Origin of the sequence: Patiriisocius sp. (assembly GCF_051252435.1) — a bacterium.
Taxonomy (GTDB): Bacteria; Bacteroidota; Bacteroidia; order Flavobacteriales; family Flavobacteriaceae; genus Patiriisocius.
The window spans coordinates 98904-125651 of sequence record NZ_JBPOFW010000007.1 but is presented as its reverse complement, the minus strand read 5'-3'; the positions used below and the strand labels follow the sequence as shown (position 1 = coordinate 125651).

Below are 26748 nucleotides of genomic sequence, written 5' to 3'. Positions count from 1 at the left end.
GTTGGCGCATACGCATTTCCGCCGTTGGGCGCGTCGTACCAAGTTATGTTCGGTTCGTTTGTCTGTAAATCTGCGATAGTTGGATTGTCGATGGCGCAGAATTCCTGCGTTGTGTCATCGGTTGTTGGAGTCGCAGCATCGTTTATGTTTGCAGTCACCATTAATCTTACCGAACTTTCACATCCTGCGATAATCTGTGAGGCATAGTAATCCTGTCCATCAACCAACGCTTCTGTTGGCGCATACGCATTTCCACCGTTGGGCGCATCGTACCAAGTTATGTTCGGTTCGTTTGTCTGTAAATCTGCGATAGTTGGATTGTCGATGGCGCAGAATTCCTGCGTTGTGTCATCGGTTGTTGGAGTCGCAGCATCGTTTATGTTTGCAGTCACCATTAATCTTACCGAACTTTCACATCCTGCGATAATCTGTGAGGCATAGTAATCCTGTCCATCAACCAACGCTTCTGTTGGCGCATACGCATTTCCGCCGTTGGGCGCGTCGTACCAAGTTATGTTCGGTTCGTTTGTCTGTAAATCTGCGATGGTTGGATTGTCGATTGCGCAGAATTCTTGCGTTGTGTTATCTGTTGTTGGTGTCGCAGCATCGTTTATGTTTGCAGTCACCATTAATCTTACCGAACTTTCACATCCTGCGATAATCTGTGAGGCATAGTAATCCTGTCCATCAACCAACGCTTCTGTTGGCGCATACGCATTTCCACCGTTGGGCGCGTCGTACCAAGTTATGTTCGGTTCGTTTGTCTGTAAATCTGCGATGGTTGGATTGTCGATTGCGCAGAATTCTTGCGTTGTGTTATCTGTTGTTGGTGTCGCAGCATCGTTTATGTTGGCGGTAACTGCAAGTCGGTCATTACTTTCACAGCCATTAATGATTTGAGCCGCGTAATAGATATTTCCATTAGTTAATACATCTGTTGGCAAATAAGCATTTCCATTTTCTAATGCATCGTACCAAATAACTGAAGCCTCATTTACTTGGAGGTCGTTAATAGTAGGAGTGTCAACGGCACAAAAATTCTGGATTATATCGTTAGTTGTTGGTATGCTTGGACCGGCAATAGAGATTTCATGAATATCAATTGATTGCGCTAAATTTACATTTAGTAGTGATGTTAATCTAACGGATACTCTATCAAACGATACGTTTGGGGATATTGGAATTTCCGCAGTTTGCCCATTTTGGAGTAGTGTGAGTACATCTAAACTGATGATGCTATTGATATCAGTTTCAAAAACCTGATTTACTCCATCAAATGCAACTACTTCTACGTTGTTTAATAATCCTAATGTTAACAAGGTAGGATCTGTACTAAGCGTTATAATAATTTCGTCGTTTGGTGTGTATGGTGAATGGAAATAAACATTTTGTCTCATGGACGCTAATACGCCCAAAACTCCTAAGCTCAATTCAGAATACGTGTTTTCGTCTCCATCAATTGCAAGCTGCGGGTTTGTAACTCCAGCACCGCCTAAATTGATAATATCTGCAGTAATTCCAGTTCCATCAAAATCTGTAAATAATGGGTTTGTGGCGCATTGATTATCGTCAAAATAGAATGCATTGTAAACATTCATGCTATTGTATAAACCAACTAAAAGTGCGTTTGTATTATCTTCTATATAGATGCGATTATACGATTGGTTGGGAGTAATGGCTATATAAAAATCTCCTAAGGCGTCTTGAACTATTCTAAAACTTTCATCGTTTGGAGGGATGATACTTGAATTTGAAAGTACTGTTGTAGCATTATTGCGAGCTTCTATGTTGAAATAATGATCTCCAAGAACAACATTGCCTAAAACATCTGCTAAAAGAGTTCCTAAACTACCTCCTAATAATGAGTTTAGAACATCTTCATCAAAATCTATTTTTACAAATGTTGTTCTCTTAGCTGGAACAGGATTTGCAAAACCTATTTCTAAGATTCCGTTATAAGATAGAACTCCTACGGCAATGCCTCCGTAAGAGTTTAATGTTGCAAAGTCATTATTGTCTAAAACAGCATCCCCCGGATTATCTGTGTTCTCACTAAAAACTACATGATCTGCAAAAATTTTATTTTGCGATGTAGCAAACTGTATTGAAAATAGGATGCTAAGGATACTTAGGTATTTAGCTATCGAAAATTTTACACGTTCTGGAAAAAGTAGATTTTGACACATAATAAATTGATTTTCAGTTAATACTCACTTTGTTTTTAATTAAATTTTTGACAATAGAATGCCTAGCATCTAAAAGTTGCCTTATATATAAATTAATCTAGAGTGAGGTAGTGTAAATCAATTTTTCAATATGTTTTAATTTTTAAGAAAAGTTAAAAATTATGTCAATTGAAATTTTATTGATAGTTTTTGCCTTTTAAATTAAAAATTATTTTGTTGAACAATTTGTTAATTCCGTCAAAGGGTAAAAAATAACGTTTACAAATCAAATATATTAAATAAACTGTTAAAAAAAAATAAATGTCGCAAAAAGCGAACAAAATAATTTCACGTTTAAAGTCCCAATTAAATTTAACAAAGGATAAAGACCTTTGTTTACTGCTAGATATTAAACACAATACCCTTTCTTCCTGGCGTAAAAGGGATTCTTTAGACTTCAATAAAATAATTGCACTCTGTGAAGAGAACAATCTTGATTTAAATTACATCTTCTTTGAAGATGATGAGGATGACGAAGAAGTTGAAAAGAGAGATGATAAAAAAGACAATATGTTTGTTGCTGACACCATTGATGTTTCAGTGACAAAAAAGGAGTTGAATGTCTTGCTTTCTACAAAATTGACAAGTAAAAATAGGAATATTTCTGTTTTTTATAATTCAGATTTAAAAGGAGATTGTCTTGATAAGAACACTATCTTCTTAGGTCAAGCGGTGTCGACGAAAAAAATTTCTTTAAAAAATACTTATGTTTTCAAAAATGAGCAAGACTATTATTTGGATACTGTTGCCGATATTTTGAATACTACAAAAGATGGATTAATATTTAAACTGAAACAAAACGCTGTGTTACTTTCTGAAAAGAATATCAAAGGTGGTGTTTGGGAAATACTTGAAAGAAAATAATCGAACTTATAACGTGAATTTTATTTTTATTGTTTGTCACATTTTCGCGGAAGCTTAAAAAAATGCCCACTAATTTTAGTGGGCATTTTTAATAGTATTAATTAAATTTTTAAAACTATGCACGAACATCTTTTATACTATCGTCTTTGTCGAATACCTTTTTTGCAAAAGGACAAAGCGGGATGATCTTTATATCCTTTTTTCTAGCATATTCAACTGATTGCATTAAAAGTTTATTTCCAAATCCCTTTCCGCCAAATTTTTCTTCAACGCCTGTGTGGTCAATTATAAATTTTGACTCTCCCGCCCAAGTGTAGGTCATTTCACCGGCAAATTCATCATTCTCGTAAATAACAAAGCGACCTTTTTTACCATTGTCTTCGCGTTCAATTTTAATAATAGGTTTTATGCTCAATGCTCCCGAGGGACAGTTTGAAACTTGTTCGATAATGGCAGCTGAGGTTGCGTTCTCGGGTTTTATCCAAGGTCTTTCTTTTGGGTTGTACACTTCGGGTAATGATTTTACACATACTCCTGCATGGATGCATTTTTCAGCTTTCCATAGGACGGTTATTTCTCCATTAGAATATTCTTTTATGTCCATAATGCATAGTTTTAAAAGTTAGATTAATTTTTTATCGCTAATTAGTTTAATAAACTCACACGAGTTTTAATCTTCTAAGTAGCCAAATTTCCCATTATTAAAATCATTAAATGCTTCCACTAATTCTTCTTTTGTATTCATTACAAAAGGTCCGTGTGCTGCAATAGGTTCATTAATAGGTTCGCCACTTAAAATTAATACAATTGCATCACTTGTTGCTTCAATTTCAAAATTTTCGCCATCATTTGCCATTAAAGCTAAATGGTCTGTAGGTGCTTTTGCATTTCCATTAATTATAATTTCTCCTTCTATTACAAGCAGTACAGTATTGTAATGTTCTGGAAAATTAAATTGTGCCTTTCCATTTTTGTTTAGTTTGGCATTCAACATATATATGTTTGTAAATGTTGAGGCAGGTCCTTTTGTGCCATTATATTCGCCTGCAATCACCTCAATTGTACCCGCGTTTTTTTCAAGTTCAAAACGGTTGATTTCGCCGTATTTTATGGCTTGGTATTTTGGAGCACTCATTTTATCCTTCTTAGGCAGATTTACCCAAAGCTGCACCATTTGAAAATCTCCACCGGTTTTACTCCATTCCTCTTCGTGATATTCTTTGTGCAAAACACCACTAGCAGCGGTCATCCACTGTACGTCACCTTCACCAATAATACCGCCACCACCGCTACTATCGTGATGCGCTACTTTACCTTTGTATGCGAGTGTAACAGTTTCAAAACCTCTGTGAGGATGCACTCCTACGCCCTTGGGTTTGCTGGAAGGGGGAAAATTATACGTTGAGTTGTAATCCAACATTATAAAAGGATCCATACGTTGCATATCGAGTCTAAACCCGCTTGGGATAAAGTTATGTACGCGAAAACCATCGCCAACAAAATGCGGCGCTCTTGGAGTTGCTACTAATTCTACAGTTCTTGTTTTCATATCATTTAATTTTATAGTACAAATTTAAAAGTTGAAACTTACTCCTGCATTGATGTATGATAAGAAGTTATCTTCGGAAATTTTTGTTAGCCAATTCCTTTCGAACGCGACTTAAACTCTCTGGGGTTATTCCCAAATAAGAAGCTACCATTGTCTGCGGAACTCTCATAAGAATATCTGGATACATTTTTATAAATTCTAAATACCTCACTTCAGCATCGGCGCTGAGTAATAAATTGATTCTATTTTGTAATTGCCGAATATGGTTGTGAAGCAATCTATTGTTGAAATTGGTAAACGTTTCAATTTTTTTTGAAAGTTTTTCCATAAAAGTTTCATCGATTAAAACCACTTGACTGTCTTCTAATGCTTGAATGTAATATACCGAAGGTTTATTGAAATAAGAGCTTTCTCTGTCGGTCACAAACCAATTTTCTGGTCCAAAAGAAAGGATGTGTTCTTTTCCCTTTTTGTCAATTGAATATTGTCTTAACAATCCTTTTTCAACAAAAAAAGTGTGTGTACACTGTTCGTTTTTTTGTAATAGAAATTCATTTTTTTTATAATTTTTCACCGTACAGTTTTCGATAATTGATGTTAATTCTTTTTCATCAATATCAAGATTTGAGGTCAAAAATGTTTTGAGGTTAAAACTGTTCATTTCGAGATAAGATTTTTCTTTTTAACATGATTGAATTACTATTAAATGTACTGAAATCTCTCCGTACAATTTTCATCATTTTTTAAAGTTGTTTTGATTCTAATAATTTTGAGTCAAACAACGAGAGTGATAATGTAGGGCACATTTTCGCGTAAGCTAAAAAAAATGCCCACTAAAAATAGCGGGCATTTAATATTTGTGAAGAAAGAAAAATTAATCTCTCTTTCTGTCGTCTCTGCGGTTATCGCGACCACCTCCACGGCTATCTCTGCCACGGCTACTATTACGGTCGCCTCTGTCCTCGCGAGGAGCAGGAGCTGTGTAACCTTCTGGTTTAGGCAAAATCGCTTTTCTAGAGACTTTCTCTTTTCTAGTGCGTTTGTCAAGACCAAAGTATTTTACATCAAACACATCGCCCATGTTTACAACATCGCTTACGTTTTCAGTACGTTCCCAAGCAAGCTCGCTAACATGTAATAATACTTCATTTCCAGGAGCATCCAAATACTCAACAACAGCACCAAAATCTAACATCTTGATTACTTTTACTTCGTAAACAGAGCCTACTTCTGGCTTAAAGGTGATAGAGTCAATCTTTGCAAGTACTGCATCGATTCCTGCTTGTCCAGTTCCTAATATTTCAACAACACCTTCTTCTGTCACTGGATCTTCATTGATAACAATGGTAGTTCCAGTTTCTTTTTGAAGCTCTTGAATTACTTTTCCTCCAGGTCCAATCAAAGCACCAATATATTCATTTGCGATACGAACACTTACCATTTTTGGTGCGTATTCTTTAACATCTGCTCTTGGGGCTGCGATTGTATCTGTCAATTTAGTAAGGATGTGTAAACGACCTTCTCTTGCTTGCTTTAATGCGGCAACAAGAATTTCGTAAGAAAGACCTTTTACTTTTATGTCCATTTGACAAGCGGTAATACCATCTGCCGTTCCAGTTACCTTAAAGTCCATATCTCCTAAGTGATCTTCATCACCAAGAATATCTGATAATACTGCATAGTTTCCAGATTCTGCGTCAGAGATTAATCCCATTGCAATACCTGAAACTGGTTTGATCATTTGGATACCTGCATCCATCATTGCCATTGTTCCAGCACAAACGGTTGCCATAGAAGAAGAACCGTTAGATTCTAATACTTCACTAACTACTCGCACAGTGTAAGGACAATCATCTGGCACCATTCCTTTAAGACCACGTTGTGCAAGGTTACCGTGTCCTACCTCACGACGAGATGTTCCACGAATAGGTCTTGCTTCACCAGTACAAAAAGGAGGGAAGTTATAGTGAAGGTAAAAACGCTCTTCACCTTCATGCGATGGCATATCTATTTGATTTGCATCTCTTGAAGTTCCCAAAGTTACAGTTGCTAACGCCTGAGTTTCCCCACGCGTAAATAATGCCGATCCGTGAACCGAAGGTAAATAATCAACCTCACACCAGATATCACGTACCTCTGTAGTCTTACGACCATCTAAACGCATTCCTGTTTTTAAGGTTAAATCTCTAATGGCAGATTTCTCTGCTTTACGATAATATTTTGAAACCAAACCACCGTAATCTTCTAATTCTTCTTCCGAGAAAGTAGCTTTTATTTCTTCTTTGATATCATTGAAAGCGGCACTACGTTCGTGCTTTGAAGAACCAGCTTCTGCGATTGCATAAACTTTGTTATACGCCATATCGTACACCTTTTTCTCAAGGTCTGCATCTTCTCTTTCTGCTGGGTACTCACGAACTTCTTTCTTACCAAAAGCTTCAGCCAATCTCAATTGCGCTTCACATTGGATTTTAATGTGGTCATGTGCAAATTTGATAGCGTCTGCCATTTCTTCTTCTGAAATTTCATCCATTTCACCCTCTACCATCATTACAGAATCTGCAGATGCTCCAATCATCATATCGATGTCAGACTCTTCTAATTGTGCTCTGGTAGGGTTGATTACAAACTCACCATTTACACGTCCTACTCTGGCTTCAGAAATAGCACATTCAAATGGAAAATCTGATAATTGAATTGCTGCAGATGCGGCAAGACCTGCCATTGCATCTGGCATAACATCATCATCATGAGACATTAATTGAATCATCACTTGTGTTTCAGAGTGATAATCTTTTGGGAATAATGGGCGTAATACACGATCCACTAAACGCATTGTCAAAACTTCACCGTCACTAGGGCGTGCTTCTCTTTTAAAGAAACCACCAGGGTAACGTCCTGCTGCTGCAAATTTTTCACGGTAATCTACCGTTAATGGTAAGAAATCTAGGTCTTTTTGTTCGTAGTTAGAAACTACGGTACAAAGCAACATACATTTTCCAGACTGCACTACTACAGAGCCGTGCGCCTGTTTTGCTAATTTTCCAGTTTCGATAGAAATCTCTCTACCGTCCCCAAGGTCAATGACCTCTCTAAATACTTTAGGTATCATAAAAATTGTTTTTCGATGAGTGTTTGAAAATGCAAAATGTTGTCAGGTTGAGCGCAGTCGAAACCTATTTTTAATAAAGGTTTTCAAATGTCTTCTCGAATAAACAAACATTACATTAAAAAACGACTCTTATTTAATTTGGTCAAGGTTTGACTTTCAAACCAAGTGTTGTTGTGTTGTGTGTTGTGGTTTGACCAATGAAAAACTAAGGGTAGCCTTTTCAGTATTCTGAGTGAAGTGAAGGAATCTATTGATGGCTTCACTTCTAATTTCCTAAGAATTTTTAGTGTACTTCGGAAATTTGTATTCAATGAACGTTTCGGTTTTTAATTTAGTCTCTTTGCCGAATTAGAGAAAAAAATAAATGGGCTCCTTAAGAGCCCATTTATTACTTATATTATTTACGTAATCCTAGTTCAGCAACAATTGCTCTGTAACGTAAAATGTCTTTTTTCATTAAGTAATCTAATAATGAACGACGCTTACCTACAAGCTTTACAAGTGAACGCTCTGTGTTGTAATCTTTGTGGTTTCTTTTAAGGTGTCCAGTTAGGTGCTCAATTCGGTATGTGAATAATGCGATTTGCCCCTCAGCTGTTCCTGTGTCTTTTGCAGATTTTCCGTGTTTTTTGAAAATCGCTTCTTTTTCTTTTTGATCTAAATACATGCTAATATTGTTTCAATGATTTTTATGTATGAATGGCGTCTATCGCAATTCGGGTGCAAAAATAAGGAATACTTTTATATTTCAAACACTTAGTATTGAATTTTCAACGGTTAATGAATAAAAATTTCAGCAAATAATATACGCTAATCAACCTTTTGAGCGTTGTAATAGTCTCAACAAACAACCTTTAAAACCATAATTATGAAAATAACCAAGTTTACATTTTTAGCGATTTTATGTTTCGCATTTGCTTTGACGAGTTGCGATAAAGACGATACTCAGGAAACGGAACCGCAATTCAACTTTTCTTCCGAAGATAATTTTAGAGCTGCGCAGGCAGATAATGCCATTGACGGAGCGCTCAATATTGTTGAAAACGGTTATGTGGAAGGTGAAGAGGGAAGAAGCCAAATGAATTCGTTTTTTAATGAATGTACGATTATTACCATCCAGCCCAATGGAAATGGAGGAACGATTATTTTGGATTTTGGAGAAGGATGCCAGCTTAATAATGGCTCCATCGTTAGTGGGATTATCAATATGTCGTATGGCGCTATCACTGGCGGTACACGCACTATTGATTATCAATTTGAAGATTTTATGTACAATAATAATAGCGTTACCGGTGGTGGCGAAATCTTTCGTGAGATTGCCAATAGCAACGGTAATCCTCAATCTACGATTAACGAGTCTATTGTAATAGGCTTTCCAAATACAAGTATTACAGCCACTCGCACTGGATTGAGAATTGCAGAATGGGTGGAAGGAGTAGGTAGTGGTACTTGGCAAGACAACGTTTATAATGTTACGGGTAATTGGGATACAGAATTAACAAACGGATTTAACCGAAGCGGTCTTGTAACCGAAAAACTAGTGCGCAAATTGAGCTGTTCATTTCTGGTAAGTGGATTGCTGGAAGTAACACAAAATAATTTTACGGGAGTGATTGACTGGGGAACGGGTGATTGCGATAACTTGGCAACCTTGGAAGTCAATGGACAAGTGTATGATATTGTACTATAAATAGTTTGCTGAAATTTTAATGAATCAAAAAACCCCGCTGTTTCAAAAACAGCGGGGTTTTTTATATTTCAGAAAATAACCTTAGGCAATCTTCTCTCTGAGCGGTCTATTTAAAATCAAGTCTAGGTAAAGATTTACCTTATGTTTTAAATCCTTGCGGTGCGAGATGAAATCTAGAAAACCGTGTTCTAAAACAAACTCGGCAGTTTGAAAACCATCTGGTAATTCTTTACCAGTAGTGTCACGTACAACTCGTGGGCCAGCAAAACCAATCAATGCGCCAGGTTCGCTAATGTTAATGTCGCCAAGCATTGCAAAGGATGCAGTCGTTCCTCCCGTTGTAGGGTCTGTACATAAAGAAATATACGGTATTCCAGCATCGGCTAATTGAGCCAATTTTGAACTTGTTTTTGCCAATTGCATTAATGAAAGTGCAGCTTCCATCATACGGGCACCACCACTTTTACTAATCAATAAAAATGGGATATTATTTTTTAATGCATGGTCTGCAGCGCGTGCAATTTTTTCTCCCACAACGCTACCCATAGAACCACCAATAAAACTAAAATCCATACACGCGATTACCAAGTCTGCTCCGTTCGATTTTCCCACAGCAGTCCTCACAGCATCTTTCAATCCTGTTTTTGCTTGTGCATCCTTAAGGCGATCAACATATTTCTTTTTGTCCTCAAACCCAAGTGGGTCTTTAGAAGTGAGATTTTTGTCAAGCTCTTTAAATTTATTGTTGTCAAAGAAAATTTCAAAATATTCTTTACTTCCCACTCTCACGTGATAGCCATCTTCTGGACTTACGTGAAAGTTTCTTTCCAGCTCGTCCGCATCAACTACTTTTCCTGTAGGTGATTTGTACCAAAGTCCTTTAGGGATATCCTTTTTTTCTTCGGTTGGGGTGCTGATACCTTTTTTTGTTCTTTTAAACCAAGCCATATCTTTTTCGGTTAGTGGAGTTTCGAGAAACCCCAATTATAATGTATTAACGTTATTCAAATCTTCAAAAGCTTTTTTCAATCTCGCCTTAAAAGTTAACTCGCCTTCACGAATCCATTTTCTTGGGTCGTAGTATTTTTTGTTGGGTAATTCGTCGCCCTCAGGATTGCCTATTTGGGTCATCAAATATTCTTTATTAGTTAGAATGTAATCACGAATTCCTTCGGTATAGGCAAATTGTAAATCCGTGTCAATATTCATTTTAACAACGCCATAACCAATTGCCTCTCTAATTTCTTCAACCGTTGAACCACTTCCACCGTGAAAAACAAAATCTACAGGGTTGTTGCCAGTTCCAAATTTTTTCTGAACATACTCTTGAGAATTCTTTAAAATCTTTGGAGTCAATTTAACATTGCCAGGCTTGTAAACGCCGTGCACATTTCCGAAGGCTGCCGCAATCGTAAATTGGTCACTTACTTTCATTAATTCTTCATAAGCATAAGCCACTTCCTCAGGCTGAGTGTATAATTTTGAAACATCCACATCACTATTGTCAACGCCGTCTTCTTCACCGCCTGTGATACCCAATTCAATTTCGAGTGTCATTCCTATTTTGCTCATACGAGCAAGATATTTTTTACAAATCTCTATATTTTCTTCAATAGGTTCTTCGCTCAAATCAATCATGTGAGAGCTGTATAATGGTTTACCTGTTTCTTTATAAAATTGCTCTCCCGCATCTAATAAACCGTCAATCCAAGGTAATAATTTTTTAGCACAATGGTCTGTGTGCAATATTACTGTTGCGCCATACACTTCGGCCATTTGGTGTACGTGTTTTGCTCCTGCAACACCCCCAGCAATCGCCGCGCGTTCTCCGTCATTATTTAATCCTTTTCCGGCATTAAACAAACAACCTCCGTTCGAAAATTGAATATTTACAGGCGCATTTAATTCGGCAGCTGTTTCCATTACTGCGTTAACAGTACTTGAGCTCACTACGTTTACTGCTGGCATTGCAAATCCTTTTTCTTTGGCGTATGTGTGGATTTCTTGGATTTCTTTTCCGGTCGCAACTCCGGGCTTAATATTATGACTCATAATGTTGTTTAGTTTTGACTGTAAAAATAATGATTTTAGAGCTACGATAGATGATATTGGATTGTAGATTTTGCAGACCTCGTTTTATCGCAGTGTTCGTGGCGATTTATAAAGAAGATGATAAAACCTTAGTATGATTTTCTATACTTCGGAAAAGTGACTTTTGTTGCTACGCTGAGCTTTTATTAAAAGATAATGCTTAAAATAAGTTGCGTTTCCGAAGAAAGTATTTGGAATTTATAATTTCTAAAAAGGATAATTGATACCGATATTATAAACAGCATTACTGAAATTGAACTCCTTAAACCATCGCTCACCCACAGGTAATGCTGGGTTGTGCGTTTTAAAACCAGTGTCCAATCTAAAAACAAAAAATCCAAAATCATAGCGTAATCCAAATCCACTTGCTACAGCGATTTCTTTTAAATCTGCAATACCGTTAAACTTTGATGCTTCATCTTCAATGTTATCGAGGGCGTTCCAGATATTCCCTGCATCTACAAAAAATGCACCTTTAAAGGCTCCTAAAATTGTAAAACGGTATTCGGCGTTAAAAGCAAGTTTAAAGTTGGCTTCGTTAAAATCAAAAATGCTACCACTACTTCCAGGTCCAAGGTCATAAGGTCGCCAGCCTCTGTTGTCATTGGCGCCACCTGCAAAATAACTTCGTGTAAATGGAATGCTGTTACTGTTTCCGTAGGGAACCGCAATCCCACCAAAAGCTCTCACAGCAACGACATTTTGACCCGCGAGTTCCCAGTGTTTTATATACTCGGTTTCGAGTTTTCCATATTGCGAAAATACAACGCCACTAGTTTCATAATTTCCATCTTCGTTTTTTTCTAGACCGGCAATATTTGAAATTCCAGACAGTAAATTACCAGCGCTTTCAATTTTCCAGCGAAATCTAGAAAAATTTTTATCAAAAATATTATCCCGAGTATCCCGAGTCCATACAAAATTTGAAGCGAAAATTAAGTTGTCCTCTGTCAACCTTGTGCCTCTTTCAATAACGCTGAGAAGTATATCGGCGTTATCTGAGTTTAACATGTATGGGCTATCAGGGTCAATTGTTGTTTGTAAAAAACTGTTTATTCCATTTGGAATGCCCAACACAATATCCCCATCTTCATCAAGTGTATAAAAGTCTGGATTGATAACACCAGGATTCGCATCTTCAACATCCTGTGCAATGCCGTTTACTTGATCAAACGAGTTTCGGTACACATTGAAAAAATTATCTGTGTTCAAATTTCGTACATATGAAATGTTGATGAGGTCAAGACTATTTTCTCTAATTTTTGAAGGTTTCCAGTTATAATTAAAGACAGCACTTAAGTTTTGGCGGTCGAGCCCAATATTGTTTTGCGCATTAAAACCAACACTTAAATTGGTTCTTGGGCCCATATATTTTGGTATTATTTTATTGGTATTAATCGGAAATAGAAAACGGGGAAAAGATAGCTTCGCATCCACACCAAATTCTGAAATATTAAAAAAACTTTCATCGTCGGCCGCGTCCTTTGAAGAACCCACCGAGCCACTCCCCGAAATTTGAAAAGTCTCTGCGCCTCTAAAAACATTTCGGAGCAATAGAGAACCAGAACCTCCAACTCCAATTTGCTGTATGGTAGAAGTATAGGTATCAAAACTAGCGTTCAGCGTTGCTTTTTTCCGTGGAGTTAAAAATATAGTACTTATTAAACCCGTACCAGTTGAATCTCGTGGGTCTTCTTGATAGGATAAATTGGGATATTTAAAAATACGCAAATCACTAATTTGATTGTATGTGAGCGTTCGGTCAATATCCTTAAATATTTTGTTGGGTGTAATCGAAACAGCATCGGTAATCGCTTTGGGGCGATATTTCATTTTATCATAACTGTAGAGCGTATAACCGTTAAATTGAAGAGAATCTGAAAATGCTTTGCCTTGGTTAGCAAACGTATAGTCTGTAATTATTTTAACCTCGTTTATTTTGTGGACTTTAAATGGCTCTGTATAACTGGAGTCGCCCACTTCAATTTTACGGTCGGGAATAATATACGTCATGTTTGCTTTGTGTCCCGTGTTTACAGTGTCGCCTTCAAAACTTATATATTCACGATCAAAATAATAAAGCCCAGAATTACGCATTTGTATGTTAATACGTTCGCGTTCGTTTTCAAAATCTGAAGCCTGATACTGTTTCCCTTTTTTAACAAAAGCGAGTGATTTTGTTTTTTGAAAAATAGAATCTACCACGGGAGAGCTAATCCTTTCTTGTAGACTGTCCACAACATAGGGTTTGTGTCGCGTTACGTTATATGTAATCGATGCACGTTTCGCTTTGCTGGAATCTGTATCAACTTTGTATTCGGCTTCGGTGTTGAACCACCCTCTTTTTGCATACCACAATCTTACACGTTGGAGTGATTTTTCGGTTTTTTGTTCCTCAATGATAACGGGTGCATCTCCAGATTTTTTTAACCACTCGTTAAAGCCTATGTACGAGTTGCCCAATTCATCCACTTGTTTTTGGGATAAAAACCGCACGAGCCGTTCTTCTCGTTTTGGTTTTCTGTGCAGCCAATTGTAATAGGTAGAATCTGCTTCTTGATCTGCCATGTTGTAAATGTGAAGTCCTACGGGGATTCCAATAAATGGAATGGTGGTATTTGGTTTTTGCACAAATTGACTTTCCACACCCAAATCTGTAATTTCTTCGCCATCGACAATAATGGAATTTTCGGTCAATAAAAACTCGCCGTCGGGAACATGTTTCACCGCATTACACGACAAAATCAACGCTACTAATACTAAAATTAGTGATATTTTTGTGAGGCTTGTTTTCAACAGGAAATTTTAATCAATGTCAAAAATAGATAAAATTGATAAGTAAAAGTCAAATTAAACTAATAACGAGTTTGAAGCAAAAAAAGTACCGAAATACGGAAGGACTTTTTGTTGCTGAAGGCCCAAAAGTAATTGCAGAACTTGTCGCTTCAAAGATACGATTGCACAGTCTTTTTACTTCGGAAATTTCAGCGGTGGAAGACAGTACCACCCATAAAATTTCAGAATTAGAACTCAAAAAAATAAGTTTTCTTACGACGGCAAATTCATCCTTGGCACTGTTTGAAATTCCACAAATTTCCGAAGTTAAAAAAACAGGATTGACCGTTGTATTGGATGCCATTAGGGACCCTGGAAATCTGGGGACGATTATTCGGCTCTGTGATTGGTTTGGCGTCGAGCAATTAGTGTGTTCAACCGATACGGTGGATTGTTATAATCCCAAGGTAATTCAAGCCACAATGGGCTCTATTGCGCGAGTTCAAGTTCATTATTTGGATGTACAAGAATATTTAAACAGCTCAAATCTGCCCGTTTATGGAGGAGTTATGAATGGAAATTCCATATATGCCGAAACACTTCCCGAAGATGCGATTGTGGTTTTAGGAAACGAGGCAAATGGGATTTCAAAAGAAATCATGGGACTTTTGACGCATAAAATTACCATTCCGCAATTTGGTCAACGTCACGATACCGAAAGCCTCAATGTGGCAACGGCAACTGCCGTTTTGTTGAGTGAATTCCGAAGAACTATTGGAACGTAAAATTGATAAAAACGCCTCTAGAATTTAAAGAACTTATGTTTGAAGTGTAGTTGCTCGTGGGGTCTGCGTCTGGCACTAGCTCGTCACTGATGGCAAAGACGCCACGAATGGATGGTGTAAATTTGAAATAAAATAAATAAAGGTCAATCCCAAATCCAAGCTCGTAATAATTAGTGTATGTTGTGGTTCTAAACTGTCCTTGTGAGTTATCCTCAGGGTTGTTTTCATTACTGGAAAGATTGAGTGATGTTGAAAAACCACCAATGATAAATGGCTTCCAGTTGTTCAATCTCTTTGTCGAAATTTTAAGGAGCAACGGCACGTGAATGTATGTAGATTTTACCTCTCTCAAAATATCAGCATTTTCAGTAAAACCGGGAAAAAGTAAATTTCGTTGCGTAAAATAAAGCCCCGGCTCTAAACGTAAGTTCATGTATTTGTTGATACGCATATCGCCAATCAATCCAACATTAAAACCTGTTTGGCCTTCTACAACAATATCAGTTTGTGTATTGCTAAACTCGTTGTTATATTCAATTTTAAAGTCATAACTATTGAAGCCTAAAAAGTAGCCCCAACTTAAGAACTGGTTGTCAAAAGTTTCTAGATTTGCTAAACGTTCTCTACTAAAAAGCTGTGCTTGTGCGGTTTGCGCAAGCATTGTGATAGCTAAGACAATCAAAAGTTTTTTCATAAATTATTTTGTAGCGCTGTAAATGGTGGCTACACCAAAAGTTTGGGGTTTGTTCTCCACTTCTATAAACCCAATTTTCCTCAAAATATTGTTGAGGACTTCGCCATGTGGAAAAACTGAGGCACTTTCAGATAAATATTTGTAGGCAACTTTATCTGTGCTAAAAAGCTTGCCCACCAATGGCAATACATTTTTACTGTAAATATTATAGCCTTGCTTAAAAGGAAATTTAGTGGGTACCGAAGTTTCTAGAATAATAAACAAACCACCTTTTTTTAGAACCCTTAAAATTTCAGAAAGCCCTTTTTCAAGATTTTCAAAATTCCGGACTCCAAACGAAACCGTAATCGCATCAAAACTATTATCCTCGAAAGGCAACGCCTCTGAGTCACCTTGAACAAATTCTATTTTATTTTGAAGCGCTGTGCCTTTAACTTTAATTCTAGCTTGTTCTAACATTCCGTTAGATAGATCAAGTCCCACAATTTTTGAGGCATTGGTGTTATTTGCAAATTGGATGGCAAGATCTCCAGTACCTGTAGCAATATCGAGAATGCTTTCTGGGTTTATCGCTGCGATGGATTTCACAACTTTTTTACGCCATTTGAGATCCATTCTCATAGAAATAACCCTGTTCAAGCCATCATAGTTTCCACTAATATTGTCAAACATTTGTTCCACTTGCTTCTTTTTGTTGAGCTCGGAATCTTTGTAAGGAGTAATTTTTTTGTCTTCTCTCATTGCGGGCGCAAAGGTAATCACTTTTTAGAAAATTATGGCTCATAATAGTTGTGATTGCTTGCATTTTAATATGTTAAAATAAGAATATGCTTTTAATATTAAATAGTCTAACGAGATACACGTTTTAAATTTTTGATACCTTTGCAAAACTATTCGTAAGAACTTTCTATGAAAATTATAATCGCCGGTGCCGGTGAAGTGGGATTTCATTTAGCCAAATTATTGTCTTTTGAATCTCAAGATATTACATTAATTGATACAGACCGAGAATCTTTAGCCTATGCAGACACGCATCTTGATATTCGTGTTGTGCGTGGTGATGCCACCTCAATTAGGGTTTTAGAGGAAAGTAATATAGGTGATATTGATTTGGTTATTGCGGTGACTTCTTCGGAAACGACTAACATTACAGTATGCGTTTTAGCAAAACAATTGGGTGCTAAAAAGACGATTGCAAGAATAAGCAATACCGAATTTATCGAACGGAAAGATGAGGTAGGTTTTACTAAATTTGGAATTGACGAACTCATTTCACCTGAATCTTTAGCAGCAAACGAAATCGAATTATTACTTAACCAAAGTGCATTTAACGATACGTATGAGTTTGAAGGTGGTGCCTTGACGATGATAGGTCTTAGTCTTTCAAGAACAAATGCTTTTGTAGATAGAACCATAAAAGAAGTTGGAGCAATGTTTCCCAAATTAGAATACGCACCCATTGCCATGCAGCGTTTTGGAACTCAATATACTTTGATACCCCGTGGCGACACTAAATTTAAAGAAGGAGATCAAGTGTATTTTATCACTACTAAAGAAGGATTAAACGAAATTTATACCATCCTTGGTAGAGAAAGAAAAGAAATAAAAAATGTAATGATTTTAGGTGGAGGGAATATTGGTTACAAAACAGCCAAAGATCTTTGTCAACATAAATTTAGAGTTAAACTTATAGAAAACACAAAGGAAAGAGCTCTAGAAATCGCTGATGACATTCCTAGTTGTTTGGTGATTAATGGAGATGGACGTAATGTAGATTTGCTCATTGAAGAAGATATACAAGAAATGGACGCTTTTATAAGTGTGACTGGAAATAGCGAAACAAACATTATGTCTTGCTTGGTTGCTAAAAGCAAGGGCGTAGGAAAAGCAATTGCACTTGTTGAAAACATGGATTACTTTCAGTTATCGCACAGTATTGGGATTGATACTTTGATCAACAAAAAGCTACTTGCTGCCAATAATATTTTTAGATACATCCGTAAAGGGGAGGTTGTGGCGATGACCAAACTCAACAACATGAATGCAGAATTGCTTGAGTTTATCGTGACATCTACTTCAAAAGTGAGCGGCAAAAAAGTGAAAGATATCGATGTGCCGCGCTCAGCAATAATTGGAGGAATCGTTCGTAATGGAGAAGGTTTGATTCCGCTGGGTGATTTTGTGATTGAAATTAACGACCGCGTAGTCGTGTGTTGTCTTCCGCAGTCCATAAATAAGGTAGAAAAACTCTTTATTTAATGCCTTTCTACAAAAAAGTAAATACTAAAATTATCATTCACTTGATGGGATTGCTTCTCACGGTTAATGGAGGTTTTATGTTGCTTTCTTCCTTGATAAGTTTTCTATGTAAGGATGGTGTTTTTAAGGAGATGGTTCTTTCGGGGATTGTGACAATGGCAATTGGAGGGATTATCATGCTTCTTACTCGCAATCACAAAAAAGAAATTGTCAAACGCGATGGATATATTATTGTTACGATGGGTTGGGTCATTATGTCACTTGCAGGAACAATACCGTATGTTTTCACAGGAGCAATTCCTAATTTCACAAATGCATTTTTTGAAACAATGAGTGGCTATTCCACTACGGGAGCATCCATTTTATCTGATATTGAGAGTATACCCAAAGGTGTTTTATTCTGGAGAAGCATCACGCATTGGATAGGTGGTATGGGAATTATCGTTCTTGCCATTGCTATTTTACCATTGTTGGGAATAGGAGGGATGCAACTTTTTGCAGCTGAAGCACCAGGCCCGGGCGGAGACAAATTACACCCAAGAATTACAGACACAGCAAAGCGTTTATGGTTAATCTATGTGGGCTACACTATTGCTGAAACCATTCTTTTGAAATTTGCCGGAATGAGCTTTTTTGATGCAATCAACCACTCATTAAGTACGTTGAGTACAGGCGGATTTTCTACAAAAAATGATAGTGTTGCCCACTGGAATGATAATCCCTTGATACAATATATTATTATTGTATTTATGTTTTTAGCAGGGACAAATTTTGTACTCAGTTATTATGCGTTTAAGGGTAGATTCAGTAAAATTCTTAAAGATGAAGAATTCAAGGTATACGGTTTAGTAATTATAAGTTTGACTGTAATCGCTGCCTGTTTAATCTATCTAGATGTAGACATGACGGCAAGTTCTATAGCGCACCCTATGTTGTTGGGACAGTTTGAAAGTGGCTTTCGTCATGCTTTATTTCAGGTATTAACTATTGTTACAACCACTGGCTTCATTTCCGCAGATTATACGGTCTGGACACCGCTACTAACCGTTTTCTTCTTTGGTCTTATGTTTTTGGGAGGTTCGTCAGGTTCAACATCAGGTGGAATTAAAATTGTGCGCCACTTGATTATGATTAAAAACGGACTTATGGAATTCAAGCGCACATTGCACCCCAATGCAATCATACCTGTTAGGTATAATAACAAATCAGTTCAGCAGCCTATTGTATTCAATATTCTAGGATTCTTTATTTTGTATATGTTATCGTTTATTGTGGGAGTTCTCGTTTTTTCTGCTTTGGGATTAGATTTTAAAACGGCACTTGGTGGCGCTGCATCAACGTTAGGAAATGTTGGGCCTGCTTTGGGAGATTTAGGTCCTGTGGATAATTATGGTGGTCTGCCATCTGCGGCAAAGTGGTGGGCATCTTTTTTAATGCTTATTGGTAGACTTGAACTATTTACCGTACTTATACTATTCACACCTTTCTTTTGGAGAAATAGGTAAAAATTAATAGTATACACTTTTTAAACAAGTACCTATTCCACATCTGTAATCATGATCTCAACACGTCTATCTTTTGTGTTGTTCACTCCGGTTGGCTGTCTAAAAGCCATTCCTTCATAGCGCATTCTATTTCTTGCAATGCCTTTTTTGCGAAGAAAATTGTAAAGCGCCTGTGCCCGTGCTTCGCTTAGATTGTTTTTGCCCGTACGTACATTTATAAAATCGTTGGAAGGGCGCAATGGGTCACCACAGCAAACATGACCAATCAACTTAAATTTAATCTTAGGATATTTCTTTAAAAATACAACTAGTTTATCGAGTGCATCCCTACTTTCATCCATGATCACATCCCGGTCTTGGTAAAACATAATACCTTCTAGTGTAATTTTATCGCCTTTTTTTAATGTATTGGAAAATGATGGTTTTTTTTCAGGAACAATAATAGGTTCAATAACGATATCGCCAGGCTCAGCAACGTGGTCTTTTTTGTAATGGACAAGAATATCAACACGCCTATTTTTTGCAGCTTCCGAATCAAGTTCACCGTAACCTTGTGAAGAAATAATAGTAAACTCGCGCAGCAATGCCGTGACATTTGCAGCACGTTTGTTGGACAGCTCAAAATTATATTCAGCGCTACCTACGCTATTGGTGTAGCCTTTAATGTGTACATCGAGTAGTTCTTTGTCTTCGGAAATTTTAATTTCTTCAATTATCTGCAAATGTTGCGTATTTAGAGTAGCCGAATCATTTTCAAAATACAACGAAAACTTTTGCTCCACATCTTGACCCATAACCAAAAGTGGCAGGATTAATAAGGGTAAAAATAATTTCAGCTGAAACATCTCTAATGAATTTACACACTAAAAGTACCAAAATAATTATAGATTATTTTACAACTCCTTATTTCCGAAGTATATATCATCCTGTAACCGTAATCCCTTTGGCTAGTTCTTTGGCTTTTTTGGTAACTTCTTTAATATTCCCGTCGAGTGAATCGTACGTAAGGACAACGCCCATTCTTCGGTTGGGGCGCGAAGTAGGTTTTCCGAAAATCCTAAAATCGGTTTTCGGTGCTTCGGCTAAAGTGTGCAATCCTTCAAATTTCGGATTGTCTGAATTTTTTGAAGCTAATAAAACTGCACTTGCGCCTATTCTTTCTTGGGTGATTTCAGCAATTGGCAGTCCCGTGATAGCGCGAAGGTGTAGTTCAAATTCGTTAAAATTTTGTGTGTTTGCTAAGGTTACCATCCCAGTGTCGTGGGGTCTTGGCGATAGTTCAGAAAAATAAACACCGTCTTTTCCCATAAAAAACTCGACGCCCCATATACCATTTCCGGTGAGTGCTGCGGTCACTTTTGCAGCCATGTCCTGAGCTGTTTTTAAGTGTCTATCTTGCATGGTAGCTGGTTGCCAACTTTCTTGATAATCGCCTCTTTCTTGGCGATGCCCAATAGGGGGGCAGAAGAGCGTCTTCCCGTTTTGTTGGGTGACGGTGAGCAGGGTTATTTCATAGTCAAAGTTGATAAATGCTTCAACGATAACTTCGGCAACATCACCGCGGGAGCCTTCTTGGGAGTAGTCCCATGCTTTTTGAAAGTCGCTTTCTGTTTTTATGGTGCTTTGGCCTTTTCCGCTGGAAGACATTAAGGGTTTTACAACGCACGGCATTCCTATGATTTCAACAGCATTTTTAAGTTCTTTCGCTGAAGTTGCGTACTGATACGGAGCAGTTTTAAGGCCTAACTCTTTTGCGGCCAAATCTCTAATCGCCTTACGGTTCATGGTAAAGTTTGCCGCCTTTGCTGATGGTACAACAGTATATCCTTGTTTTTCGTAGTCATATAATCGCTCTGTGCGGATGGCTTCAATTTCTGGGACGATGAAGTCTGGTTTATGCTTTTCAATAAGTGCATCAAGCGCTTTGCCGTCGAGCATATTGATAATTTCTTTTTCGTGGGCTACTTGCATTCCAGGTGCGTGGTCATAACTATCCACTGCAATGGTATAATGACCTAGTCGCTGCGCTGAGATTATAAATTCTTTTCCTAATTCACCAGATCCTAAGAGGAGTATTTTAGCCATGATTGTGATTCTAAATTATAATAAAACAAAACTAATGTTTTAAAATATTTTTAGGGGAAGGTTATAAACAAAAAAGCTCGTTGAGTGAATCAGCGAGCTTTTTGTTGTTGTTACGTTTCGGTATTAAGAAGTAAGTGCTTCTTTAATTTGAGCCATCGCGGTTTTTATGTCATTTTCGGAAGCTGCGTACGAAATGCGAATACAATTATCGTCTCCAAAGGCTTCACCAGTAACGGTAGCCACTTTTGCGTGTTCTAAAAGATAGAGTGAAAAATCGGTCGCGGTGTTGATTTTTGTACCACGAAGTGTTCTACCAAAATATGTAGAAATATCTGGAAATACATAAAAAGCTCCTTCCGGTTCATTTGTTTTAATGTCTGGAATTTCAGAAAGAAGTTCAAGGATGAGTGCTCTACGATTTTTAAAAGCATCCACCATATATTGAATCTTGCTCGGGGGATTTTCCAAAGCAATAACAGTCGCTTTTTGAGCGATACAGTTAGCGCCACTGGTAACCTGTCCTTGCATTTTGTTGCAGGCTCGCGCGATATATTCTGGACCGCCAATAAATCCTATTCTCCATCCGGTCATTGAAAATGCTTTGGAAACTCCATTTACGGTAACCGTTCGGTCGTACATATCTTCAAACTTCGCCATGGAAACATGGTCACCTGCGAAGTTGATATGTTCGTAAATTTCGTCACTTACCACGATGATGTTTGGATATTTTACAAGTACATCGGCAAGCGCTCGTAATTCTTTTTTGCTATAAACAGATCCACTTGGGTTACAAGGCGAACTGTAGATAATCATTTTGGTTTTAGGAGTGATTGCGGCCTCTAATTCTTGAGGAGTTACTTTGAAATCATTTTCAATTGAAGTTTTGATTTCAACAGGTACGCCTCCGGCAACCTTGCTAATATCTGCATAACTTACCCAATATGGAGCAGGTAATAAAACTTCATCACCAGGATTTAATAATACTTGTGCCAGATTATATAACGATTGTTTTGCTCCAGTTGAAACTACAATTTGAGATGGTTTATAATCCAGCCCATTGTCACGTTTAAACTTTGTGATGATGGCTTGCTTTAGATCGCCATAGCCGTCTACAGGAGTATAGGAATGAAAATCGTCATTTACGGCTTTTATAGCCGCATCTTTTACAAATTGTGGTATGGTAAAATCTGGTTCGCCTAAGCTCAGTCCTATAATATTTTCGCCAGCTTCTTTTAATTCTCTGGCTTTTGCTGCCATTGCGAGTGTGGCAGAAACAGCCATCTCGTTAATACGGTTAGAGAGTTTGTTGTCCATGTCTTTAAGCTGAAAGAGCGGGATTCATACCCATTTGCTTTAAGTGTTTAAAATGAGCGATAAGTGCTTTTCTTGTGGTTTTGTATTCGTTATACGGTAGATTGAATTCATTCGCAGTCTCACGAACTATTTTTGAAATCTTTGTGTAATGTACGTGGCTTATGTGTGGAAAAATATGGTGTTCCACTTGATGATTAAGACCACCTGTAAACCAGTTCATGATTTTATTTTTTGTTCCGAAATTAACTGTTGTGAACAATTGATGAATCGCCCATGTGTTTTTCATTGTCCCAGATGCGTCTGGCAATGGCATAGCAGCATCTTCAACTACGTGTGCCAATTGGAAGATTGTGCTCAAAATAACACCTGCCACATAATGCATGATAAAAAATCCGATTAAAATTTTCCACCAAGCAATGTCAAAAAATAGGATTGGTATAACAAGCCACATTCCAAAATAGATGATTTTCGTAATGATTAAAATACTCCATTGTTTTGATGGCTTCGGAAATTTACCAAATGATAATTTTCTTTTCAAATACCTGCTTGTCTGTTGGAAATCTGTTGTAAGTGCCCAATTAAATGTAAGAAGTCCGTAGAGTAAAAAACTATAATAATGCTGGAATTTGTGCATTTTGTTCCATTCAGCATGTTTTGAAAACCGAAGTACTCTTCCAGCTTCTAAATCTTCATCATGCCCATGAATATTGGTATATGTATGGTGCAATACGTTGTGCTGCACTTGCCAATTATACACATTTCCGGCTAAAATATATATGCTGCTCCCCAGCATTTTGTTAATCCATTTTTTTGAGGAGTATGATCCGTGATTAGCATCGTGCATCACATTCATTCCAATTCCAGCCATACCTATCCCCATTAAAATGGTAAATAACAGCTGTGCCCATGTTGGAAAATTAAGCGTTAATAATAAAAAGTAAGGAGTAAGATAAATTGCAAACATAATCACCGTTTTTAGGTGAAGTTTCCAATTACCTGTCCGTTGAATATTGTTCTCTTTAAAGTACGAGTTTACTCGCTTATTGAGCGTTCTAAAGAATTTTGCCGAATCTACTCTAGAAAATTTAAGTTGAGTCTCAGTCACGGTATTATTGTTTAAAAGGTTTGCACCTTTGTAGAAACATCAAAAATACATATCTATTGCGTAAAATAAGACTTCAGAATCATAAAATTATTATAGATGCATTACTTTTGTCTATCACATTCAATTATGGAAGAACTATTATATTATTTCCCTGGCTTAAGTGAATTGCAAAAAGAGCAATTTTCTCAGTTATCAACCTTATATAAAGATTGGAATTTAAAAATCAACGTAGTTTCAAGAAAAGATATTGATGAGTTGTATTTAAGACATGTCATTCACTCTCTTGGAATTGCCAAAGTGCAAGCATTTTTACCGGGTGCACAAATTTTAGATGTAGGAACTGGGGGAGGTTTTCCGGGGATTCCATTAGCGATACTTTTTCCTGAAACCCAGTTTCATTTAGTGGATAGTATTGGAAAGAAAATCAAAGTAGTGGAAGAGGTGCGAGACGGTTTAAAGCTAGAAAATGTAAGAGTGACAAACGCCCGAGTTGAAACTATTGATGAGAAATTTGATTTTATTGTAAGCAGGGCCGTAGCACAAATGGAAACATTTAACCATTGGGTGAAAAAGAAAATAGCTAAAAAGAGTAATCATGAGTTGGCTAACGGAATTCTGTATTTAAAGGGAGGGGATTTAACTGAAGAACTTGCCGATTTTCCTAAAGCAACTATTTATAAATTATCTGAAATCTACAAGGAAGATTTCTTTGAAACAAAAACGGTTGTTCATTTACCGTTGAAGTACAAAGTCTAATTAAAAAATCAATTAATTGTTTATTCACATTTCCGCGGAAATTTGAAGTATAAAAAAACCCTCGACTGTTATGTCGAGGGTTTTTAAGTATTTGAAAAAAATTAATTATCTCGCGATGATGAATTTCTTAGTTGTAATAGTTGTTCCGTTTGAAATTTTAACGAAATACGTTCCGGTAACCAATTGAGAAACATTCAATTCTTCGTTCAAAGATATGTTCGATTTCGTCATCATAACTTGACCGAGAATGTTGTAAACTTCAACGTTAGAATTATCAGCATTTGCAATATTCAATACTGTGCTAGCAGGGTTAGGGAAGATAGAAACGGCAACTGTGTTTATATCATTTGCTCCTAATATTCCGTCAGAGTCAAACTGTACAGAGAAACCTGATCCATAATTAGCATTAAAAGGATATACAACAACACCGTTAGCATCCTCTAATGAAATACCACCATTTCCTCCTGTTGCAAGGCCATCGCCATAAGAGTCAAATGCATTAAACGTCATGCACTCATCACCAAAGTTGAATATGTAGTTAAAAGTCATACGGTCATCTCCTGCTGTTCCGTTTCCTCCTGTATATGTAGCGCTTTCCAAGATAGTTCCAGAAGAGTCAGTAAAGTTCCAAGAACACTCTTCAGCCCAGTCGTCTAAAGTAACTGTTAATTTCATTGTTCCCGCTGTATCTATAGAATCTGAAAAAGATGTACTTACAGAATTGTTGGTATTGACATCGTCATTAGGAATGCTTACGTTAACAGTATAATCTGTGTCCACAGGGAAAGAAATTTCTGGTAAGGTAATATCTTCACTTTGTAATGAGCTTAAAGTACCAGTCCAAGTGAAAGTTTCAGCTGTTCCACCATTAACGTCATAAGTAATATCCAATGAGGTTATATCGTTAATCCCTAAGTTTTGAATATTGATAACTGGTGAAGCAACACCTGAACAAGTATCGTCAATATCAGCGATAGATCTAAGGTTAGCATCATTAGCATTTGTAAGTCCAGTATATGTAGGTATTGTTCCAATTCCTGTAATGATTTCTTGTGTAGTTTCGGCCATAAAAGCAGTAACTTCTAAATCTGCAATTTCAACTGGAATTCCATTGATGTCCGCTGGAATAGTGTATGAAATAGTTTCGTCTACAAGTGTTGTAGCTGTAGTGTTGTTAATAGTCATACCCCATTGTCCTAATGGCATGTCAATAAGTCTGTGGTTGTGAACGTAGTTGTTACCTTGGTTAGCGCCAGATTGCGGTCCTGTAGTGTTGTTTTGTTTAATGGCAATATTTAGCATATTTGTTGCAACAGGACTATTAGCAGTGTAATAACCTTCTACATGAATAGTCATAATGTTTGTTTGAACATCAATTTCTGCTTCAATACCCATATTTAAGTAAGAAGCCTCTCCCAAGGTAATGTTTCCAGTTGCCGCCCATGTTCCTCTACCTTGAGCAGTTGCTCCAGCAGGTGATCCATTTTGTTGTTGTCCTGGAAATGCGTGACGGTTTATTGTTCCAGCAGGATACCCTGCTAACTGAGATTGAGCATCAATGGCAGCTCCAAAAGGAGTTCTAAAGTCAGGTTGCCCTGCACCTGGGTTAGCGAAGCCTCCAGAGTGAATGTTGATTAAAAATATATCATTTGGCGCCGTTGCTTTAAATGCATTAGCAATAGCATGACCATCTGGACAAAATTGGCAATTGATTCCAGTAAATTCTTCTAGAATCACATTTTTGTTTTCAGGAGCTGTTCCCACTATCGTTTGTGCAAACATCCCAGCCGTCATAAATAACGCTGCTCCTAATAGGTGTAATTTCTTTGACATTTTTTTAGATTTAAGTTAATTATTTACGAATATAAAAAAATACTCTTTAAGTTAAGAATTTTTTAACACTAAAATAATGGGTTTTCTGTTGCGCTAAACCCTAGTT

22 protein-coding genes are annotated in these 26748 nt (G+C 37.1%); 6 read left to right on the top strand and 16 right to left on the bottom strand.

The annotated features are described in order from the left end of the window. Positions 1-2186: hypothetical protein (locus ACSHW7_RS14240; RefSeq protein ID WP_435680040.1), on the bottom strand; the 2186-nt coding region annotated here is incomplete at its 3' end. A 300-nt stretch (positions 2187-2486) separates the two neighbouring features. Between ACSHW7_RS14240 and ACSHW7_RS14235 the strand changes: the two genes are divergently transcribed. After that, positions 2487-3089: a helix-turn-helix domain-containing protein gene (locus tag ACSHW7_RS14235; protein ID WP_435680039.1), complete on the top strand. Its 603-nt coding sequence runs from the start codon at positions 2487-2489 to the stop codon at positions 3087-3089. A gap of 115 nt (positions 3090-3204) precedes the next feature. Here the strand turns inward: ACSHW7_RS14235 and ACSHW7_RS14230 are convergent, their stop codons facing one another. The 5 genes from ACSHW7_RS14230 to rpsO all read right to left on the bottom strand — a co-directional run bounded on the left by ACSHW7_RS14230 (position 3205) and on the right by rpsO (position 8417). After that, positions 3205-3693, bottom strand: a complete 489-nt coding sequence (locus ACSHW7_RS14230) for a GNAT family N-acetyltransferase (RefSeq protein WP_435680038.1) — start codon at positions 3691-3693, stop codon at positions 3205-3207. A 66-nt stretch (positions 3694-3759) separates the two neighbouring features. Next, positions 3760-4638 (bottom strand): pirin family protein, encoded by an 879-nt coding sequence (locus ACSHW7_RS14225; protein ID WP_435680037.1) that lies wholly within the window; start codon positions 4636-4638, stop codon positions 3760-3762. A 67-nt stretch (positions 4639-4705) separates the two neighbouring features. Further along, positions 4706-5299: a Crp/Fnr family transcriptional regulator gene (locus ACSHW7_RS14220; RefSeq protein ID WP_435680036.1), complete on the bottom strand. Its 594-nt coding sequence runs from the start codon at positions 5297-5299 to the stop codon at positions 4706-4708. Positions 5300-5512: 213 nt separating this feature from the next. Beyond that, a complete protein-coding gene (locus tag ACSHW7_RS14215; protein WP_435680035.1) occupies positions 5513-7750 on the bottom strand; it encodes a polyribonucleotide nucleotidyltransferase in 2238 nt (745 codons plus the stop codon). A 397-nt stretch (positions 7751-8147) separates the two neighbouring features. Then, positions 8148-8417 (bottom strand): 30S ribosomal protein S15, encoded by a 270-nt coding sequence (gene rpsO, locus ACSHW7_RS14210; protein WP_435680034.1) that lies wholly within the window; start codon positions 8415-8417, stop codon positions 8148-8150. Positions 8418-8618: 201 nt separating this feature from the next. Here rpsO and ACSHW7_RS14205 point away from each other — a divergent pair, with 201 nt between their 5' ends. Next, entirely contained in the window at positions 8619-9440 is an 822-nt protein-coding gene (locus ACSHW7_RS14205; protein ID WP_435680033.1) for a hypothetical protein, read from the top strand. A gap of 81 nt (positions 9441-9521) precedes the next feature. On the opposite strand, the gene accD is transcribed toward ACSHW7_RS14205, so the two are convergent. The 3 genes from accD to ACSHW7_RS14190 all read right to left on the bottom strand — a co-directional run bounded on the left by accD (position 9522) and on the right by ACSHW7_RS14190 (position 14327). Then, on the bottom strand, positions 9522-10388 hold the full coding sequence (accD, locus tag ACSHW7_RS14200) for an acetyl-CoA carboxylase, carboxyltransferase subunit beta (RefSeq protein ID WP_435680032.1): 867 nt from the start codon (positions 10386-10388) through the stop codon (positions 9522-9524). Between the two features lie 36 nt (positions 10389-10424). Next, on the bottom strand, positions 10425-11492 hold the full coding sequence (gene fbaA, locus ACSHW7_RS14195; protein WP_435680031.1) for a class II fructose-bisphosphate aldolase: 1068 nt from the start codon (positions 11490-11492) through the stop codon (positions 10425-10427). A gap of 246 nt (positions 11493-11738) precedes the next feature. After that, entirely contained in the window at positions 11739-14327 is a 2589-nt protein-coding gene (locus ACSHW7_RS14190) for a BamA/TamA family outer membrane protein (RefSeq protein ID WP_435680030.1), read from the bottom strand. A 35-nt stretch (positions 14328-14362) separates the two neighbouring features. On the opposite strand from ACSHW7_RS14190, the gene ACSHW7_RS14185 reads away from it, so the two are divergent. Next, positions 14363-15091, top strand: a complete 729-nt coding sequence (locus ACSHW7_RS14185) for a TrmH family RNA methyltransferase (RefSeq protein ID WP_435680029.1) — start codon at positions 14363-14365, stop codon at positions 15089-15091. On the opposite strand, the gene ACSHW7_RS14180 is transcribed toward ACSHW7_RS14185, so the two are convergent. Together ACSHW7_RS14180 and ubiE are read right to left on the bottom strand one after the other, a co-directional pair. Continuing rightward, positions 15078-15785, bottom strand: coding sequence for a porin family protein (locus ACSHW7_RS14180; protein WP_435680028.1), 708 nt, complete (start codon positions 15783-15785; stop codon positions 15078-15080). The genes ACSHW7_RS14185 and ACSHW7_RS14180 overlap by 14 nt on opposite strands. 3 nt (positions 15786-15788) lie before the next feature. Next, entirely contained in the window at positions 15789-16526 is a 738-nt protein-coding gene (ubiE, locus tag ACSHW7_RS14175; protein ID WP_435680027.1) for a bifunctional demethylmenaquinone methyltransferase/2-methoxy-6-polyprenyl-1,4-benzoquinol methylase UbiE, read from the bottom strand. A 168-nt stretch (positions 16527-16694) separates the two neighbouring features. On the opposite strand from ubiE, the gene trkA reads away from it, so the two are divergent. Beyond that, positions 16695-18044, top strand: a complete 1350-nt coding sequence (trkA, locus tag ACSHW7_RS14170; protein WP_435680026.1) for a Trk system potassium transporter TrkA — start codon at positions 16695-16697, stop codon at positions 18042-18044. Then, positions 18044-19549, top strand: coding sequence for a TrkH family potassium uptake protein (locus tag ACSHW7_RS14165; protein WP_435680025.1), 1506 nt, complete (start codon positions 18044-18046; stop codon positions 19547-19549). The genes trkA and ACSHW7_RS14165 overlap by 1 nt, the downstream gene beginning before the upstream one ends. 32 nt (positions 19550-19581) lie before the next feature. Here ACSHW7_RS14165 and ACSHW7_RS14160 read toward each other — a convergent pair whose 3' ends face one another. The 4 genes from ACSHW7_RS14160 to ACSHW7_RS14145 form a co-directional block, all read right to left on the bottom strand. Continuing rightward, positions 19582-20394: an OmpA family protein gene (locus ACSHW7_RS14160; RefSeq protein WP_435680024.1), complete on the bottom strand. Its 813-nt coding sequence runs from the start codon at positions 20392-20394 to the stop codon at positions 19582-19584. 76 nt (positions 20395-20470) lie between these two features. Then, on the bottom strand, positions 20471-21634 hold the full coding sequence (gene purT / locus ACSHW7_RS14155; RefSeq protein ID WP_435680023.1) for a formate-dependent phosphoribosylglycinamide formyltransferase: 1164 nt from the start codon (positions 21632-21634) through the stop codon (positions 20471-20473). A 123-nt stretch (positions 21635-21757) separates the two neighbouring features. Continuing rightward, on the bottom strand, positions 21758-22948 hold the full coding sequence (locus ACSHW7_RS14150; RefSeq protein WP_435680022.1) for a pyridoxal phosphate-dependent aminotransferase: 1191 nt from the start codon (positions 22946-22948) through the stop codon (positions 21758-21760). A gap of 4 nt (positions 22949-22952) precedes the next feature. After that, positions 22953-23912: a fatty acid desaturase family protein gene (locus ACSHW7_RS14145; RefSeq protein ID WP_435680021.1), complete on the bottom strand. Its 960-nt coding sequence runs from the start codon at positions 23910-23912 to the stop codon at positions 22953-22955. A gap of 267 nt (positions 23913-24179) precedes the next feature. Here ACSHW7_RS14145 and rsmG point away from each other — a divergent pair, with 267 nt between their 5' ends. Then, positions 24180-24809 (top strand): 16S rRNA (guanine(527)-N(7))-methyltransferase RsmG, encoded by a 630-nt coding sequence (gene rsmG / locus ACSHW7_RS14140; protein ID WP_435680020.1) that lies wholly within the window; start codon positions 24180-24182, stop codon positions 24807-24809. Positions 24810-24914: 105 nt separating this feature from the next. Here rsmG and ACSHW7_RS14135 read toward each other — a convergent pair whose 3' ends face one another. Next, complete coding sequence (locus ACSHW7_RS14135) at positions 24915-26642, bottom strand: T9SS type A sorting domain-containing protein (RefSeq protein WP_435680019.1); 1728 nt, start codon at positions 26640-26642, stop codon at positions 24915-24917. Positions 26643-26748 lie beyond the last annotated feature (106 nt).

What these genes read in the sequence shown, in the direction of transcription:
- ACSHW7_RS14215 (WP_435680035.1), bottom strand. Translation starts at nt 7,750, where the DNA reads ATGATACCTAAAGTATTTAGAGAGGTCATTGACCTTGGGGACGGTAGA.
- ACSHW7_RS14150 (WP_435680022.1), bottom strand. Translation starts at nt 22,948, where the DNA reads ATGGACAACAAACTCTCTAACCGTATTAACGAGATGGCTGTTTCTGCC.
- fbaA (WP_435680031.1), bottom strand. Translation starts at nt 11,492, where the DNA reads ATGAGTCATAATATTAAGCCCGGAGTTGCGACCGGAAAAGAAATCCAA.
- ACSHW7_RS14220 (WP_435680036.1), bottom strand. Translation starts at nt 5,299, where the DNA reads ATGAACAGTTTTAACCTCAAAACATTTTTGACCTCAAATCTTGATATT.
- ACSHW7_RS14235 (WP_435680039.1), top strand. Translation starts at nt 2,487, where the DNA reads ATGTCGCAAAAAGCGAACAAAATAATTTCACGTTTAAAGTCCCAATTA.
- rsmG (WP_435680020.1), top strand. Translation starts at nt 24,180, where the DNA reads ATGGAAGAACTATTATATTATTTCCCTGGCTTAAGTGAATTGCAAAAA.
- ACSHW7_RS14205 (WP_435680033.1), top strand. Translation starts at nt 8,619, where the DNA reads ATGAAAATAACCAAGTTTACATTTTTAGCGATTTTATGTTTCGCATTT.
- accD (WP_435680032.1), bottom strand. Translation starts at nt 10,388, where the DNA reads ATGGCTTGGTTTAAAAGAACAAAAAAAGGTATCAGCACCCCAACCGAA.
- purT (WP_435680023.1), bottom strand. Translation starts at nt 21,634, where the DNA reads ATGGCTAAAATACTCCTCTTAGGATCTGGTGAATTAGGAAAAGAATTT.
- ACSHW7_RS14165 (WP_435680025.1), top strand. Translation starts at nt 18,044, where the DNA reads ATGCCTTTCTACAAAAAAGTAAATACTAAAATTATCATTCACTTGATG.
- ACSHW7_RS14160 (WP_435680024.1), bottom strand. Translation starts at nt 20,394, where the DNA reads ATGTTTCAGCTGAAATTATTTTTACCCTTATTAATCCTGCCACTTTTG.
- ACSHW7_RS14180 (WP_435680028.1), bottom strand. Translation starts at nt 15,785, where the DNA reads ATGAAAAAACTTTTGATTGTCTTAGCTATCACAATGCTTGCGCAAACC.
- ACSHW7_RS14145 (WP_435680021.1), bottom strand. Translation starts at nt 23,912, where the DNA reads ATGTTTGCAATTTATCTTACTCCTTACTTTTTATTATTAACGCTTAAT.
- ACSHW7_RS14135 (WP_435680019.1), bottom strand. Translation starts at nt 26,642, where the DNA reads ATGTCAAAGAAATTACACCTATTAGGAGCAGCGTTATTTATGACGGCT.
- trkA (WP_435680026.1), top strand. Translation starts at nt 16,695, where the DNA reads ATGAAAATTATAATCGCCGGTGCCGGTGAAGTGGGATTTCATTTAGCC.
- ubiE (WP_435680027.1), bottom strand. Translation starts at nt 16,526, where the DNA reads ATGAGAGAAGACAAAAAAATTACTCCTTACAAAGATTCCGAGCTCAAC.
- ACSHW7_RS14230 (WP_435680038.1), bottom strand. Translation starts at nt 3,693, where the DNA reads ATGGACATAAAAGAATATTCTAATGGAGAAATAACCGTCCTATGGAAA.
- ACSHW7_RS14225 (WP_435680037.1), bottom strand. Translation starts at nt 4,638, where the DNA reads ATGAAAACAAGAACTGTAGAATTAGTAGCAACTCCAAGAGCGCCGCAT.
- rpsO (WP_435680034.1), bottom strand. Translation starts at nt 8,417, where the DNA reads ATGTATTTAGATCAAAAAGAAAAAGAAGCGATTTTCAAAAAACACGGA.